Annotated in this window: 18 protein-coding genes; 5 read left to right on the top strand and 13 right to left on the bottom strand. The window is 59.9% G+C overall.

Annotation, left to right across the window (positions count from 1 at the left end; all coding sequences use genetic code 11):
• Positions 1-7 precede the first annotated feature (7 nt).
• The 11 genes from EJA71_RS24600 to EJA71_RS24550 all read right to left on the bottom strand — a co-directional run bounded on the left by EJA71_RS24600 (position 8) and on the right by EJA71_RS24550 (position 9770).
• A complete protein-coding gene (locus tag EJA71_RS24600) occupies positions 8-499 on the bottom strand; it encodes a DUF2878 domain-containing protein (RefSeq protein WP_158960197.1) in 492 nt (163 codons plus the stop codon).
• Positions 492-1757, bottom strand: a complete 1266-nt coding sequence (locus EJA71_RS24595) for a cyclopropane-fatty-acyl-phospholipid synthase family protein (RefSeq protein WP_158960195.1) — start codon at positions 1755-1757, stop codon at positions 492-494. Before EJA71_RS24595 ends, EJA71_RS24600 begins: the two co-directional genes overlap by 8 nt.
• Complete coding sequence (locus EJA71_RS24590) at positions 1744-2559, bottom strand: DUF1365 domain-containing protein (RefSeq protein WP_158960193.1); 816 nt, start codon at positions 2557-2559, stop codon at positions 1744-1746. The genes EJA71_RS24595 and EJA71_RS24590 overlap by 14 nt, the downstream gene beginning before the upstream one ends.
• Complete coding sequence (locus EJA71_RS24585) at positions 2556-3803, bottom strand: NAD(P)/FAD-dependent oxidoreductase (protein WP_158960191.1); 1248 nt, start codon at positions 3801-3803, stop codon at positions 2556-2558. The genes EJA71_RS24590 and EJA71_RS24585 overlap by 4 nt, the downstream gene beginning before the upstream one ends.
• Positions 3800-4582, bottom strand: a complete 783-nt coding sequence (locus EJA71_RS24580; RefSeq protein WP_158960189.1) for an SDR family oxidoreductase — start codon at positions 4580-4582, stop codon at positions 3800-3802. Before EJA71_RS24580 ends, EJA71_RS24585 begins: the two co-directional genes overlap by 4 nt.
• The gene (locus EJA71_RS24575) at positions 4579-5001 is read right to left on the bottom strand and encodes a nuclear transport factor 2 family protein (protein WP_158960187.1); all 423 of its coding nucleotides are present in this window, start codon (positions 4999-5001) and stop codon (positions 4579-4581) included. Before EJA71_RS24575 ends, EJA71_RS24580 begins: the two co-directional genes overlap by 4 nt.
• The gene (gene phrB, locus EJA71_RS24570) at positions 4994-6439 is read right to left on the bottom strand and encodes a deoxyribodipyrimidine photo-lyase (protein WP_158960185.1); all 1446 of its coding nucleotides are present in this window, start codon (positions 6437-6439) and stop codon (positions 4994-4996) included. The genes EJA71_RS24575 and phrB overlap by 8 nt, the downstream gene beginning before the upstream one ends.
• A gap of 16 nt (positions 6440-6455) precedes the next feature.
• Positions 6456-7397, bottom strand: coding sequence for a MerR family transcriptional regulator (locus EJA71_RS24565; protein ID WP_158960183.1), 942 nt, complete (start codon positions 7395-7397; stop codon positions 6456-6458).
• A complete protein-coding gene (locus EJA71_RS24560; protein ID WP_158960181.1) occupies positions 7397-8359 on the bottom strand; it encodes a DUF523 and DUF1722 domain-containing protein in 963 nt (320 codons plus the stop codon). Before EJA71_RS24560 ends, EJA71_RS24565 begins: the two co-directional genes overlap by 1 nt.
• Positions 8360-8571: 212 nt before the next feature.
• On the bottom strand, positions 8572-8787 hold the full coding sequence (locus EJA71_RS24555; RefSeq protein WP_158960179.1) for a TIGR02450 family Trp-rich protein: 216 nt from the start codon (positions 8785-8787) through the stop codon (positions 8572-8574).
• On the bottom strand, positions 8784-9770 hold the full coding sequence (locus EJA71_RS24550) for an NAD(P)/FAD-dependent oxidoreductase (protein ID WP_158960177.1): 987 nt from the start codon (positions 9768-9770) through the stop codon (positions 8784-8786). The genes EJA71_RS24555 and EJA71_RS24550 overlap by 4 nt, the downstream gene beginning before the upstream one ends.
• A gap of 197 nt (positions 9771-9967) precedes the next feature.
• Between EJA71_RS24550 and EJA71_RS24545 the strand changes: the two genes are divergently transcribed.
• Both EJA71_RS24545 and hemH read left to right on the top strand, forming a co-directional pair.
• The gene (locus EJA71_RS24545; protein ID WP_158960176.1) at positions 9968-10870 is read left to right on the top strand and encodes a TIGR01777 family oxidoreductase; all 903 of its coding nucleotides are present in this window, start codon (positions 9968-9970) and stop codon (positions 10868-10870) included.
• A gap of 13 nt (positions 10871-10883) precedes the next feature.
• Positions 10884-11909 (top strand): ferrochelatase, encoded by a 1026-nt coding sequence (gene hemH, locus EJA71_RS24540; protein ID WP_158960174.1) that lies wholly within the window; start codon positions 10884-10886, stop codon positions 11907-11909.
• Positions 11910-12011: 102 nt separating this feature from the next.
• On the opposite strand, the gene EJA71_RS24535 is transcribed toward hemH, so the two are convergent.
• On the bottom strand, positions 12012-13286 hold the full coding sequence (locus EJA71_RS24535) for a uracil-xanthine permease family protein (RefSeq protein ID WP_158960172.1): 1275 nt from the start codon (positions 13284-13286) through the stop codon (positions 12012-12014).
• A 2-nt stretch (positions 13287-13288) separates the two neighbouring features.
• A complete protein-coding gene (gene upp, locus EJA71_RS24530; RefSeq protein ID WP_007912842.1) occupies positions 13289-13927 on the bottom strand; it encodes a uracil phosphoribosyltransferase in 639 nt (212 codons plus the stop codon).
• Positions 13928-14089: 162 nt separating this feature from the next.
• On the opposite strand from upp, the gene EJA71_RS24525 reads away from it, so the two are divergent.
• From EJA71_RS24525 to EJA71_RS24515, 3 genes are all read left to right on the top strand, one after another.
• Complete coding sequence (locus EJA71_RS24525) at positions 14090-14647, top strand: hypoxanthine-guanine phosphoribosyltransferase (RefSeq protein WP_122595453.1); 558 nt, start codon at positions 14090-14092, stop codon at positions 14645-14647.
• A gap of 123 nt (positions 14648-14770) precedes the next feature.
• Positions 14771-15250 carry a hypothetical protein gene (locus EJA71_RS24520; protein WP_158960170.1) on the top strand — a complete coding sequence of 160 codons (480 nt, stop codon included), beginning with the start codon at positions 14771-14773 and terminating at the stop codon, positions 15248-15250.
• Positions 15251-15313: 63 nt separating this feature from the next.
• Positions 15314-15601 carry a PA4642 family protein gene (locus EJA71_RS24515; protein ID WP_141127554.1) on the top strand — a complete coding sequence of 96 codons (288 nt, stop codon included), beginning with the start codon at positions 15314-15316 and terminating at the stop codon, positions 15599-15601.
• The last annotated feature ends 57 nt before the right edge of the window (positions 15602-15658 follow it).

Raw genomic sequence — 15658 nt, 5'->3', positions numbered from 1 at the left:
CAGACGCTCAGTGCGCCAGACGTCGAGCCATTGTGTGCAACAGCGGAAACAACAGCGCCCAGAGCAGGCCGATGCCGATCAGCGTGGGTAATTCGCCGTAGGGAAATCGCACGCCGGCCAGATGTCCACCGCCGTAATACGACAACGCACCGCCGACCGCGCCCAGCACACTCGCCAGCCACCACGGCCGAGCGCTCCATTGCAGACAGTGACGCAGCGTGGTCGCGAGCAGCGCCCACAACAGCATCAGCCAGAGCGGAATCAGCGGTGACTGATCGCGGAATTCGAACACGCCTAAACCACGCAAAACGCTGTCCACCGCCGTGCCGACAATCACTACGCTGAGAATCAAGCGGCCCTCAGCCGCCCAACTGCTGATCCAGCAAAGATGAATCACCAGTACCGCCAGCGCCAATAACAACCACAAACTATTGCCGCCGAGCACACAGGTCAGCCAGCCGATCTGGAACAGCACGGCATTGGCGATACGCTCAGGCATCGAAGCGGCCAAGCAGCGGCGCAGTCATTGCGGCCGGTTTGGCCAGCAGCAATTGCGCGGTGCCGATGGTGCGTTCGAGGAAACCGCCCTCGCAGTAGCACAGGTAAAACTCCCACAAGCGCAGGAAGTAATCGTCGTAACCCAACTCGCTCAAGCGGCCATGAGCGCGGCGGAAGTTCTCGTGCCACAGCCGCAGGGTTTTCGCGTAATGCAGGCCGAAATCTTCCATGTGCAGCAGGTTCATGTCGGTGTCGCGGCCGACCACTTCGAGCATCTTCTGCACGCAGGGCAGGGCGCCACCGGGGAAAATGTAGCGCTGAATGAAATCGACGCCGCGCTTGGCCTGTTCATAGCGTTGCTCGCGAATGGTGATCGCCTGGATCAGCATCAGGCCGTTGCTCTTGAGCAGGTGCGCGCACTGTTTGAAGTAGGTCGGCAGAAAGCGATGACCGACTGCCTCGATCATCTCGATCGACACCAGTTTGTCGTACTCGCCGGTGAGGTCGCGATAGTCCTTGAGCAGCAGCGTCACTTGATCCTGCAAGCCGAGTTGTTCGATGCGCTGCGCGGTAAACGCGTACTGCTCTTTCGACAGGGTTGTGGTGGTGACGCGGCAGCCGTAATTCTGCGCCGCATAAAGCGCCATGCTGCCCCAACCGGTGCCGATCTCGAGCAAATGGTCACTGGGCTTGAGCGCGAGTTTCTGGCAAATCCGTTCGAGTTTGTTCAGTTGCGCCTGCTCAAGGGTGTCTTCGGGCGTGAGGAACTGCGCTGCCGAATACATCATCGTCGGGTCGAGAAACTGTTCGAACAGATCGTTGCCGAGGTCGTAATGCGCGGCGATGTTTTTCTGCGAACCCTTGCGTGTATTGCGATTGAGCCAGTGCAGGCCTTGCACCAATGGCCGGCTGATTCGGGCCAGGCCACCCTCCATCGCATCGAGCACATCGAGGTTGCTGACGAACACGCGCACCACCGCCGTCAGGTCTGGCGAGCTCCAGTAACCATGGATAAACGCCTCGCCCGCGCCGATTGAACCGTTGCCGGCGACCAAGCCCCAGACCGCCGAATCCAGCACATGGATTTCCCCGAGCAAGGCACCGCCAGGCGTGCCGAACATCAAGCGTTCGCCGTCTTCGACGACCAGCAGTTGCCCGTGTTTGAGCTGACCCAATTGACGCAATACGCCACGGCGCAGCAGCGAACCGGTCAAACCGTTAGTGCTGAGCCGATTGACCGACAGGCTAGAGGATTTCATGGCGGTGCTCCTTGGGAGGCACAGTGGCGGTTTGAAAGCTGCCGTCGGCAGCCTGATGAGCAAAGATCGGTGCGCGCTTGAGCAGCAGTCGTAGCGCTTGCCAGTAAATCGCCAAGGCGGTTTTCGCGGTCATCCACGGAAAGCGCCGCAAGTAACGATGCAGGCTGTGACGGTCGAGGCTTTCGCGTTGCAAGTTCAGCGTCGCGTCGAACAGTTTTTCTTCGCCCTGCCAGTCGGCCATGTGCACGCCGAGGGTTTGCGCGGCGGGGCTGAAGCTCATGCGGTATTCGAGATCACGCGGCAGAAACGGCGAAACGTGAAAGGCCTTGGCCACCGCAAAATGCTGATGAAAATCCTGCAGATTGCTCGGCGTACGCGCCGGCAACACATAGTGATAACGCTCGCGCCACGGTGTGTTGGTGACTTCACAGACAATCGCCGCCAGTTGGCCGTCGGCCTCATGGCAATAAAAGAAACTCACCGGGTTGAACGACAAGCCCCAACTGCGCGCTTGGGTCAGCAGACACACCGAGCCTTGCGGCTCATGGCCAATGGCAATGCCGACCTGCTGGCGCACTGCATCGATCAGGCGCACACCGCGACCGGTAAAGCTCTTCAGGTAATCGGTTTCGCGAAACGAGAACGGCGCAAAACGACTGCGCCCCGCCAGCGGCGACAGGGCGAGCACGGCGTCCTGTTCGCTAAGATCGAGATAGAGCAAACCGATCCTGTAGCGGAAGGCATGCGCGCGCGGCGAGAAACGCCGATGACCGATCCAGCCGCTGTAGAGGGCGCTGTTCATAGGGTTTCCCCAAACGCCGACGCCACACGCAAGGCGCTGACCACGCCGTCTTCATGGAAACCATTGGCCCAATAGGCACCGCAATAGTGGGTGTGTTGCGCGCCGTCGAGTTCTGCCCAGCGATTCTGCGCCGCCACCGCCGCGAGGCTGTATTGCGGATGGGCGTAGGTGTATTTGGCGAGCACTTTGTCCGGGCTGATGCCGGCGCTTTGATTGAGGCTGACGCAGAACGTGGTGTCGCTCTGAATGCCTTGCAGGATGTTCATGTCGTAGGTGACGGCGGCGTGGGTATGGCCGGCGCCGCTGAGACGATAATTCCAGCTGGCCCACGCCAGTTTGCGCGTCGGCAATAGACGCGTGTCGGTGTGCAGCACCACTTCGTTGTCGGCGTAGGGCAGGGCAGCGAGGATTTCCCGTTCGGCACCGCTCGGGCTGGCGAGCAATTTCAGCGCCTGATCGCTGTGACAGGCGAACACCACTTTGTCGAAATGCTCGATGCCGGCCGGGCTGTGGATAACTACGCCGTGTTCATCGCGATCCACCCGCGCCACTGGGCAGTTGAGGCGAATCCTGTCTTTGAACGAAGCGGTCAGCGGCGCCACGTAGGCACTGGATCCGCCTTCGATGACTTGCCATTGCGGACGATCACTGACCGACAATAGCCCGTGATTCTTGAAGAAGCGTACGAAGAACTGCAGCGGAAAATTGAGCATCTCGGCCATCGGCATCGACCAGATCGCCGCGCCCATCGGCACGATGTAATGCAGGATGAAGCGCTCGCCGTAATTCCCTGCCTTCAGGTAATCGTCGAGGGTCATGTCGCTGGAAATGCGCAGTTCGGCAAGGTCACGCTGGGCTTCTTTATTGAAGCGCAGAATGTCGCGCAACATGCCCCAGAACCCCGGCGACAACAGATTGCTGCGCTGGGCAAACAGGCTGTTGAGGTTGTTGCCGTTGTATTCCAGACCGGTGTCGGGATCCGTCACGGAAAAACTCATTTCGGTGGCTTTGAAGGGCACGCCGAGTTGGCCGAGCAGGCGAATGAAGTTTGGATAGGTCCAGTCGTTGAACACGATGAAGCCGGTGTCCACCGCGTACTGACGACCGGCGACCGTTACATCGACCGTGTGCGTGTGGCCACCGACCCAGTCGCTGGCCTCGAACACGTGCACGTCATGTCGGCGATTGAGCAGGTGGGCGCAGGTGAGCCCGGCGATCCCGCTGCCGACGATAGCGATTTTCATGCCGGATCCCGCAGCGGCGGTGACTTGCGCACCATGCGTTTGCCGATCGCCAGTTGCAGACTGGCGGGAAGTTTCGACAGCGGCCACAACGCCGCCATGAACAGCGCCGGAAAGGCAATTTCCAGGGGACGATCCTTGAGTTTGGCGAAGATGTGCCGCGCAGCTTTATCCACAGGCCAACTGAGCGGCATGGGAAAATCGTTCTTGGCGGTCAGCGGTGTTTCGACGAAACCGGGGCTGACGATGGTGACTTCAATGCCTTCATCCGCCAGATCGATGCGCAGCGATTCGAACAGGTAGCGCAGCCCGGCCTTGGATGCACCGTAGGCTTCGGCCCGTGGCAACGGCAGGTAGGTCACCGAACTGGCCACGCCGATCAGATGCGGTGCGGTGCCTTTGCGCAACAACGGCAGGGCGGCTTCGATGCAGTAGCTGCTGGCGAGCAAATTGGTGCGCACCACGTGCTCGATGATCGACGCATCGAACTGCTTGGCATCAACGTATTCACAGGTGCCGGCGTTGAGAATCACCGAGTCCAGCGAGCCCCATTGCTCGGTAATCTGTTCGCCGATTTCACGGACGGTCTGGCTGTTGGTCAGATCACCCGGCACGACCAATACCTGGCCGGGATAACGCTGTGACAAGACTTTCAGCGCCGGAACCGAGCGCGAACTGACCGCCAGATGCGCACCGGATTTCAGAATCTCTTCAGCCAGCGCCGCGCCGATGCCACTGCTGGCCCCGGTCAACCAATAGCGCCGTGGAGGTGTACGACTCATCCCATTCTCCTTTTTAGCCAGGCGATCACCCGGCCCAATACGGGTAAATGCTCATACAACAACGCCCCGGCATCGAAGTAATCCCGGTGGCGATAAACCTTGTCGCGCCAGAGCAGATGCGAGCAACCGCTGACGCGAATCACTTTGCCGCCCGCCAGGCGCGGATGGCGACAACTCATGACCCAACGCAGGTAACCTTCGCCGTCGCTAATCTGGTCGAAACCGTGAAAGTCAAAGCGCAACTCGCTGACGTTGGCGTACAGCTCTTTGAAATAGTCGTTCAATTGCCCCAGCCCTTGCACCTCGTGCAGCGGGTCGGTGAAGTGAATGTCATCGCTGTACAGCTCGCCCAGTCGGTGCAGGTTGTCTTTGTTCAACTCGCAGAATTGACGGGCGAAGCGGCGCAGGAATTCACTCATCTTCACCTCCCATCGAGGTGCGCGATGGCAGGTTCTTGAACGCGGCCAGTGCCCGTTCGCGTGAGGCGCTGAGGTTGACGATCGGCGACGGATAATCGGCGACGCCGAACAGCCCGCCGAGCTTGGCCGGGTTGTGTATTTCCTTCTTGTTCAGCCCGGCCAGTTCCGGCAGCCAGTGCTTGATGAACAGGCCTTCGCTGTCGAATTTCTCCGACTGGCTTAGCGGGTTGAAAATGCGGAAGTACGGCGCGGAGTCGGTGCCGGTCGAAGAGCTCCACTGCCAGCCGCCATTGTTCGCGGCCAGGTCGCCATCGATCAGGTGACGCATGAAAAAGCGCTCGCCTTCACGCCAATCGATCAGCAAATTCTTGGTCAGGAACATTGCCACCACCATGCGCAGGCGGTTATGCATCCAGCCGGTGTCGAGCAGTTGACGCATGGCGGCGTCGATGATTGGCAGGCCGGTGCGCGCCTCTTGCCAGGCAGCGAGATCGTCCGGTGCATCACGCCAGGCCAGCGCTTCGGTTTCCGGGCGGAACGCTCGGTGACGCGAGACCCGCGGATAGCCGACCAGAATGTGCTTGTAGAACTCGCGCCACAGCAGTTCGTTGATCCAGGTAACGGCGCCGACCTTGCCGCTTTCGAATTCACCCTGATTGCTTTGCAATGCGGCGTGCAGGCATTGGCGCGGCGAAATCACGCCCGCTGCCAGATATGCCGAGAGCTGACTGGTGCCGGGTTTGGCCGGGAAGTCGCGTTCGCTTTGGTAGTAATCGATTTGCACGTCGGTGAAGGTGTCGAGGCGGCGTCGGGCTTCTTTTTCACCGGCCGGCCAAAGCGCTTGAAGGGATTCGCTCGGGGTGGCGAAGCCTTTCACGGAATTGGGAATCGGGTCGCTGTCGAGCTTGAGTTTGGCCTGTTTGCCGGGGGCTTTGACCAACGCCGGCATCGAACGATGCAGGCGCTCGTAGCAAACCTTTCGGAACTGGCTGAATACTTTGAAGTAGGTGTCAGTCTTGGTCAGCACCGTGCCCGGTTTGAACAGCAACTGATCGAGGTAGCTGTGAAAGTCGATGCCTTCAGCTTGCAGGGTTTCGGCCACTGCGGCATCGCGACGGCTTTCGTGGACGCCGTACTCTTCGTTGACGTGGACCGCTTCGATCTTCAGTTGCCGGCACAGCTTGAGCAGTTCCGCCGGGGCTTTGTCCCAATGCGTTGCAGTGCGGATCAACAAAGGAATGTGCAGTTCACCGAGCCTTTCGCTCAGCTCTTTGAGATTGCGCAACCAGAAGTCGACCTTGCACGCGGCGTCGTCGTGTTCCAGCCACTGCTGCGGGCTCAACAGGTACACGGCCACGGTCGGGCCGCGTGCTGCGGCGGCCGCGAGGGCGGTGTTGTCGTGTTGGCGCAAGTCGCTGCGCAGCCAGATCAATTGCATGACTTTGAACCCATCATTAAATCAGCCCACGCTGAACGAGTACCTGGTGTGCTGAAAGCAGATCTTCGGCCAGGTAAACATCAGCGATCTCGGAAGTTCTTACGGACAACTCGGCGTGGTGGATGCATACCGTTGGTCCGACAATCAGTTTCGTACAGGTGACGCCACTCAATAACTTTGGCAACTGCGCAAGGTTCATGGCTTTGCTGGAATACAGCAGTACGCCACGGGCTTGCAGGTGTTCGACGGTCAGCGCCAGTTCACCGGCCGGCAGCGGCCAGTCGAACACTTGCACCGGGCAATCGGTGCTGCTGATCAGCCACGCGCACAGCCACAGGTGAGGTTCCAGTGTCAGGTCGGAATGGTTGATCAATAACAAGGGCGCAGCGTGCAACTGACGATTGTTATGGTAGATGCGCGCACCGAATTTGCTGCGTAACCAGGAAAAAAAGAACGTGCGCTCCATCTGCGCGCCGAATTGCCCCTGCCAGCGCTGCTCAAGATCGGCCAGCAGCGGCATGAGCAATTGCTCGCACAGGGTGCGCGGCGGGTAGAGCGCCATCGCTTGGTTGACGCTGTCGTCGAGGTTGCGCTCGTTGAGTTGGCTGACGGCGGCGAGCAATGTCTGGCGCAGGCGCTGCCAGTCGTTTTCCACGATTTCGTTGAAGGCTTGCGGGGTGTCGAGCAGCGGCTTGACCTGACTGACCGCCACGCCACGGTTGAGCCAAGTGAGAATGGCCAGAATCCGCTGCACATGTTCCGCCGAATACAGCCGGTGGCCCTTGGGTGTGCGTTGCGGCACGATCAGCCCGTAACGGCGTTCCCACGCACGCAGGGTGATCGCGTTGACGCCGGTCTGCCGCGCGACTTCGCGGATCGGCAGCCAGCCTTCGTCGAGGGCTTTCTTGAAGTCGGCGCCGAGGTCTTCCTGGGCGCTGGAGTCGAGTTTGTCGTTCATCAGATGGCGTTTCGCAGGCTGAGGTTTTCCGGGTGCGGTTGCAGGTAAACCTGTTGCGCTATGTACGGATCGGGGTGTTGGCGAAAGTGATGTTTGAGCAGCGTCAACGGCACCACCAGCGGCACGATGCCTTGGCGGTACTGGCCGATGACGTGGACCATTTCCTGTTTGTCTTCGGCGCTGAGGACTTGTTTCAGGTAACCGCTGATGTGCAGCAGCACGTTGCAGTGCGTGCCGCGTGTGGCGCATTTTTTCAGCGCCGCCATAAGCTCGCTGAAGTAGCGCGGGCCGAGTTCGGCGGGATCGCTATGGGCCATGTTGCCCAGCAGTTTGCCCAGTGCTTTGTATTGCAGCGGGTTGTGAGCCATCAGTTGGTATTTGTAGCGTGAGTGGAATTCGGTGAGGGCGCGGCGGCTGAGGCCATCGGCGAGCACTTGCTGCCAGGCGCTGTAGGCGAATACGCGGGTGATGAAGTTTTCCCGCAGCACCGGATCGTTCAGGCGCCCGGCTTCTTCCACCGGCAAATCCGGGTGTTGTGCGCAGAAGGCTTGAGCGTAAATACCGCGCCCGCCACCGTTCACCGGGGCGCCGTTGGCGTGGTAGACCTTGACCCGTTCCAGCCCGCAGGACGGCGATTGCTGCATGAAGATATAGCCGCAGATGTCATCAAGTTCGCCGGCCATTTGTTCGCCGTACGCGGCCAGTGGCTGGGTGACGTTGATCGACGCATTGACCGTGCCGATGGCTTGCGGATGGTCGGGATCACCGACGAGGCGGATGGGTTCGCGCGGAATGCCCAGGCCAATCGCGACTTCCGGGCATACCGGGGCGAAATCGAAATATTCCGTGAGGGTGCGGCTGCACAGGCGCGATTCCTTGTGCCCGCCGTTGTAGCGCACCTCTGCGCCCAGCAGGCAAGCGCTGATGGCGATTTTCGGTTTGACGGCGGGAAGGGCGAGCATAAGCACCTCGAATCTAAACCTGTACAGAGTGCAATCTCTGTACAACATTGACTTAGCATAGATTCAAAGGTGTACAAGTCAAATTGTTTGTATAACTTTTTGAATTGGAATGCGATCCCTGTAGGAGTGAGCCTGCTCGCGATAGCGTTGTGTCAGTGAGCACAGATGTGGCTGACCCACCGCTATCGCGAGCAGGCTCACTCCTACAGGGTCTATTGCCAACCCAATAACCAATGCTCGCTGTTCTTGAGAATCTGCCAATCAAGCCGTTCAGCACGCTGGGTCAACACCGCCTGCAATTCAACTTCCAGCACCGTGCCTTCCTCATCACGGAACAACTCGGTCACCAGAAAATGCTTTTCACGGTTCTGCGGGTGGGCTGCTGTCCATTTCGACAGCAGCAATTTGCGCGGATTGATGCGGTTCATTGCAGGTGCTCGTGCAAGCGGCGCGCAGCCTCCTGACCACTCAACCACGCACCCTCCACACGCCCCGACAGGCACCAGTCGCCGCAGGCGTACAGGCCCAGATCGGCATCGGCCAGCGTGCCCCATTCATGCCCCGTCGCCGGGCGTGCATAGAGCCAGCGATGGGCGAGGCTGAACGTCGGCGCTGGCATCGCGCTGTGCAACAGTTCGGCGAAGGCGCCGTGCAGTTGCTCGATCACCGCTTCCTTGGACAGATCGATGTGTTGCCGGCTCCACGCACTGGTCGCATGCAGCACCCAAGTGTCGAGGGTGGTGTCGCGCCCCGGTTTGCTGCGGTTGCGCGCCAGCCAGTCGAGCGGGCTGTCCTGCACAAAGCAGCCTTCGATCGGCGTATCCAGTGGTGTTTCGAAGGCGAGAGCGACGGCCCAGGTCGGGTCCATTTTCACCCCGGCGGCGGCACCGGCGAGTTTCGGTGCGGCAGCCAGCAATGCGGTGGCTTGCGGTGCCGGCGTGGCGATCACCACATGGCTGAAGGGGCCGTGGGTGAAGCCCTCGGAATCCTGCAAATGCCAGTGCTCTTCACCGCGAAACACTTCGGTGATGCGGCAGGCGAAATGCACTTCCAGGCCATCGAGCAAGCCACGGGTGATGGCGCTCATGCGCGGCGCGCCGACCCAGCGGGTCTGCTCGTCCGGCGACAGGTTCAGTTGCCCGCCCTGATAGGTGTAGAGCTGCGGCGTCCACTCGGCGGCCCAGCCCTGGCTTTGCCAACGCTGCACTTCGGTGACGAAGCGGCGGTCGCGGGCGGTGAAATATTGCGCGCCCATGTCCAGCGAACCGGCGTCGCTGCGTTTGCTCGACATGCGCCCACCGCTGCCGCGGCTTTTATCGAACAGTTGCACGGTATGCCCGGTCTCTGTCAGAGCCTGGGCGGCGGAGAGTCCGGCGATGCCGGTGCCGATGATTGCGATAGGTACAGTCATAGGGGCCTCGTTTACCTTTCTGTACAGACTACGCCGTGGATGAAACCTGTACAATTTTGTTTTTTGGTATAACTTCTAGCGTTCTCGTTCTGACAGCTTGGCCTATGGTTAAACAATAGAGCCTGCCCGATAGAAAAGATCCCTGCTTTTAAAAATAGACTAGTGATCCGGGTTAAACGCCACGCGAGGAAGATGTCATGCACATATTGCTGACCGGCGGTACTGGTTTGATCGGACGTCAGCTCTGCCGACACTGGTTGGGGCAGGGCCATCGCCTGACGGTGTGGAGTCGCAAGCCGGAGAAAGTCGCGAAAATCTGCGGTGCGCAGGTACGTGGCATCGCACGTCTCGAAGACCTGGGCGACGAGCCGCTGGACGCCATCATCAACCTGGCGGGCGCTCCGATTGCCGATCGGCCGTGGACCCATCGACGCAAAGCGCTGTTGTGGAGCAGCCGCATAACGCTGACGGAAAGCCTGTTGGCGTGGCTGGACACCCGATCACAGAAACCGGCGTTGCTGATTTCCGGATCGGCGATTGGCTGGTATGGCGACGGCGGTGAACGCGAACTGACCGAAGAGTCGCCGCCGGTGATCGACGATTTCGCCAGCCAGTTGTGCATCGCCTGGGAAGAAACCGCGCAGCGAGCCGAAGCGCAGGGCATCCGCGTGGTGCTGGTGCGAACCGGGTTGGTGCTGTCGGCCGACGGCGGCTTTTTGTCGCGGCTGTTGCTGCCGTTCAAGCTCGGGCTCGGCGGGCCTTTGGGTAATGGCCGGCAGTGGATGCCGTGGATTCATATCAACGACCAAATCGCCCTGATTGATTTTCTTCTGCACCGCGAGCAGGCCAGTGGTCCTTATAATGCGTGCGCGCCGCAACCGGTGCGCAATCGCGAATTTGCCAAGACGCTGGGCAGTGTTCTGCACCGTCCGGCGTTCATGCCGATGCCGACCCTGGCTCTGAAGGTCGGTCTCGGCGAGATGTCTTTGTTGTTGCTCGGCGGTCAGAAGGCTTTGCCGGCACGCTTGCTGGAAGCGGGTTTCACTTTCCAGTTCACGGATTTACGCGCGGCTCTGGACGACCTCTCCAGCCGCCTCTGAAATAGGACGTTGCATGACCGATCACGCTTTGCTTCTGGTCAATCTGGGTTCCCCGGCCTCCACCTCGGTGGCCGATGTGCGCAGCTACCTCAATCAATTCCTGATGGACCCGTACGTGATCGACCTGCCGTGGCCGGTGCGGCGTCTGCTGGTGTCGCTGATCCTGATCAAACGTCCGGAGCAGTCGGCCCACGCCTATGCGTCGATCTGGTGGGAGGAGGGCTCGCCGCTGGTGGTGCTCAGCCGTCGCTTGCAACAGCAGATGACCATGCAGTGGACCCAAGGCCCGGTGGAACTGGCGATGCGTTACGGCGAGCCATCGATTGAAACCTGCCTGCTGAAACTGGTCGCGGCGGGGCACAAGCGCATCACGCTGGCGCCGCTGTATCCACAGTTCGCCGACAGCACCACCACCACGGTGATCGAAGAAGCCAAACGGGTGATTCGCGAGAAGAAACTCGATGTGAACCTGTCGGTACTGCAACCGTTCTACGATCAGCCCGAATACCTCGACGCGCTGGTCGAAAGCGCCAAACCGCATCTGCAGCAGGACTACGATCACTTGTTGCTGAGCTTCCACGGCTTGCCCGAGCGGCATCTGACCAAACTCGATCCGACCGGCAATCACTGCTTCAAGAATGACGACTGCTGCAAGAACGCCTCGCCTGCGGTCATGGCGACCTGTTATCGCGCGCAATGCCTGCGCACGGCGGCGCTGTTTGCTGAGCGCATGGGCCTGCCGGAGGGCAAATGGTCGGTATCGTTTCAGTCCCGTCTGGGGCGGGCGAAGTGGATCGAGCCGTACACCGAAGCGCGGCTGGATGAGCTGGGTAAAAGCGGTGTGAAGAAGTTGCTGGTGATGTGCCCGGCGTTTGTTGCCGACTGCATCGAGACGCTGGAAGAGATTGGCGATCGCGGCAAGGAACAGTTCCGCGAAGCGGGGGGCGAGGAGTTGGTGTTGGTGCCGTGCCTCAATGATGACCCGCAATGGGCGAAGGCGCTGGCGACCCTCTGCGAGCGGGCACCGCTGGCCCTCTAAAAGCAAATTGCGAGCAGGCTCACTCCTACAGGCATTGCGTTAACCTTGTAGGAGTGAGCCTGCTCGCGATAGCTATCTGTCCGGCGATGACGATCTAAAGGTTTAGATCAGCGGCTCATCCGCCTTCTTGTTCTTCCAGCCATCATTGCCCGGCAGAATCAGGTTCAGCGCAATCGCCACCACCGCGCACAGCGCGATGCCTTTGAGGCCGAAGTCGTCTGGACCGGTGCCGGTGCCGACCAGCACACCGCCAATCCCGAACACCAATGTCACCGAGACGATCACCAGATTGCGTGCTTCGCCCAGATCGATCTTGTGACGGATCAGGGTGTTCATCCCCACCGCCGCAATCGAACCGAACAACAGGCACAGAATCCCGCCCATCACCGGCACCGGAATGCTCTGCAGCAGCGCGCCGAACTTGCCGATGAATGCCAGGGTGATGGCGAAAACCGCCGCCCAGGTCATGATTTTCGGGTTGTAGTTCTTGGTCAGCATCACGGCGCCCGTCACTTCGGCGTAGGTGGTGTTCGGCGGACCGCCGAACAGACCGGCTGCGGTGGTGGCAATGCCGTCACCGAGCAAGGTGCGATGCAGACCTGGCTTCTTCAGATAGTCACGACCGGTCACGCTACCCACGGCAATCACGCCGCCGATGTGTTCAATGGCCGGGGCCAGCGCCACCGGAACGATGAACAGGATCGCCTGCCAGTTGAATTCCGGCGCGGTGAAATGCGGGATCGCAAACCAGGGTGCGGCGGCAATCTTCGCCGTATCAACTACGCCGAAATAGAACGACATGGCAAAACCGACCAGCACGCCGGAGATGATCGGCACCAGGCGGAAGATGCCTTTGCCGAACACCGCCATGATCAACGTGGTCAGCAGCGCCGGCATCGAGATCAGCATCGCGGTCTGGTAGTGGATCAGTTCCGAACCATCGCCAGCCTTGCCCATCGCCATGTTCGCGGCAATCGGCGCCATGGCCAGGCCGATGGAAATGATCACCGGACCAATCACCACCGGCGGCAGCAGACGGTCGATGAAGCCAGTGCCTTTGATCTTCACGGCAAGGCCGAGGAAGGTATAGACGAAACCGGCTGCCATCACGCCGCCCATGGTCGCGGCGAGGCCGAACTGGCCCTTGGCGAGAATGATCGGGGTGATGAAAGCGAAGCTCGACGCCAGAAACACCGGCACCTGACGCCCGGTGACGATCTGGAACAGAATCGTCCCAAGACCTGCGGTAAACAGTGCCACGTTCGGGTCCAGGCCCGTGATCAGCGGCATCAGCACCAAAGCGCCGAAAGCCACGAACAGCATCTGGGCGCCGGACAGCACCGTGCGCCAGAGCGGATCGTTGAACTCTTGCTGCATGGTTACGCGTCCTTCTGCTTGGTGCCGAAGATCTTGTCACCGGCGTCGCCAAGTCCAGGGATGATGTAACCGTGTTCGTTCAAACGCTCATCGATGGACGCGGTGTAGATGGTCACGTCCGGGTGAGCTTTTTCTACGGCAGCAATGCCTTCCGGCGCGGCAACCAGCACCATCGCGCGGATGTCTTTGCAGCCGGCTTTCTTCAGCAGGTCGATGGTCGCAACCATCGAACTGCCAGTGGCAAGCATCGGGTCGATGATCATCGCCAACCGTTCGTCGATTTCCGGAACCAGTTTTTCCAGATAAGTGTGCGCTTGCAGGGTTTCTTCGTTGCGGGCGACGCCCACAGCGGAAACCTTGGCACCCGGGATCAGGCTCAGCACGCCTTCAAGCATGCCGATGCCGGCGCGCAGGATCGGCACGACGGTGATCTTTTTGCCGGCGATCTTCTCGACCGACACGGTGCCGCACCAGCCTGCAATATCGTAGGACTCCAGCGGCAAATCTTTTGTAGCTTCATAGGTCAACAGGGCGCCGACTTCCTGAGCGAGCTCACGGAAATTCTTGGTGCTGATATCGGCGCGGCGCATCAGGCCGAGTTTATGACGGATCAGCGGATGGCGGATCTCGAGGATGGGCATGGAAAAACTCCGGCGGCGGGCAAAAAAACCGGCCTAGATTAATCTATCCGAGGGTGATGTCCTATAGGACATTCTGTACGTTAGTCCATAAAGGCTTGATTCGGCCTCAATGGATGCGTACCTTTGCCCGCTTTTCCAATTCCGCCACCCCTGGAGAGCGCCATGTCCGCTGATCTCGAGCATATCCGTCAAGTCATGCGAGAGGCTGACTGCCTGTACACCGAAGCTGAAGTCGAAGCGGCCATCGCCCGTGTCGGTGCACACATCAACGAACAACTGGCTGACAGCAACCCGGTGGTGTTCTGCGTGATGAACGGCGGCCTGATTTTCTCCGGCAAGCTGCTGACTCATCTGCACTTCCCGCTGGAAGCGTCGTACCTGCACGCGACCCGTTATCGCAACGAAACCAGCGGCGGCGATCTGTTCTGGAAAGCCAAGCCGGAAGTTTCGTTCATCGACCGCGACGTGCTGATCATCGACGACATCCTCGACGAAGGTCACACCCTCGGCGCGATCATCGACTTCTGCAAACACGCCGGCGCGCGCAAAGTGCACACCGCCGTGCTGATCGACAAGGATCACGACCGCAAGGCGCGTCCTGACCTGAAAGCCGATTTCGTCGGCCTGCCGTGCATCGACCGCTACATCTTCGGTTACGGCATGGACTACAAAGGCTACTGGCGCAACGCCAACGGGATCTTTGCCGTTAAAGGCATGTAAGCAAGATCAAAAGATCGCAGCCTTCGGCAGCTCCTACAGGTTCAATGTAGGAGCTGCGGAACGCTGCGATCTTTTGCTTTTAATCCCATGCTAGAGTGCTCGGCCCCGCCTCCGGAGCCTGTCATGCGCCTCTTGATCCGCAGCTTTGCCGCCCTGTTGCTGACCCTCAGCATGCCCCTGTCCGCCGCGCCGATGCACAGCCAGTTCCTGCCGCCGGACGATCTGACCGTGCGCGATGCCGAGCCCGAACAGCAGCAACTGCTGCAGGTCACCGATTATTCCGTGGTCGTCGGCGCGCAACGCCAATCCAACCAGCAACCGATCCCGGTCACCTCGCCGCTGCTGATCCGCCTCAAGGGCAAATCCTTGAACAAGGGCGCAACCATCACCCAAGTGCTGGTGAATTTCGACGGCGAAAGCAAAAGCCTGAAAAAGCCGATCTACGACGACAAGAGCAAAACCTTGACGTTGTTTTATCCACAGGCCCAATACCGCGTGATCATTGATCTGCTGCGCAATGACACGGTGTATGTGCAGTTCCTCAGTTACGCCAACGGCCATATCTGGGCCGATTTGCACACCGGGGCGGTGCGATCGCGTTGAGCCGGGCGGCCGGGCAGGGGTAAACTGCCGGCCCCGTGTAATGTCTGCGAGCTGGAGTCGGCAATGCGTAAAGATAAGAAACAAGTGATTGGTGACGAGATCGGCGATGAGCAGATCAAGCTGTTCCTCGATTTTGAGCCGGTCGACGCCACTTCGCCGTCGCTGCACAAACTGATCAAGGCATACCGTGGCCTGCGCATCGACGACTTCGAACGCTTTCTGGGCTTCTTCGTTGAGGCCGGTTATGACGTTGATGGCAAAGACGAGCAGGGCAAGACCTTCGTTGAGCTGATCGCCGATCAGCGCAATGCCCCGGAATACATCGAGCTGATCGAAAAGTCTCGCGGTTAAGATCAAAAGATCGCAGCCTGCGGCAGCTCCTACATGACCGTGTAGGAGCTGCCGCAG

Origin of the sequence: Pseudomonas sp. PB106, from assembly GCF_009764645.1 — a bacterium.
Taxonomy (GTDB): domain Bacteria; phylum Pseudomonadota; class Gammaproteobacteria; order Pseudomonadales; family Pseudomonadaceae; genus Aquipseudomonas.
Note: the sequence above shows the minus strand (reverse complement) of the source record. Positions and strands in the feature narration are given on the sequence as shown.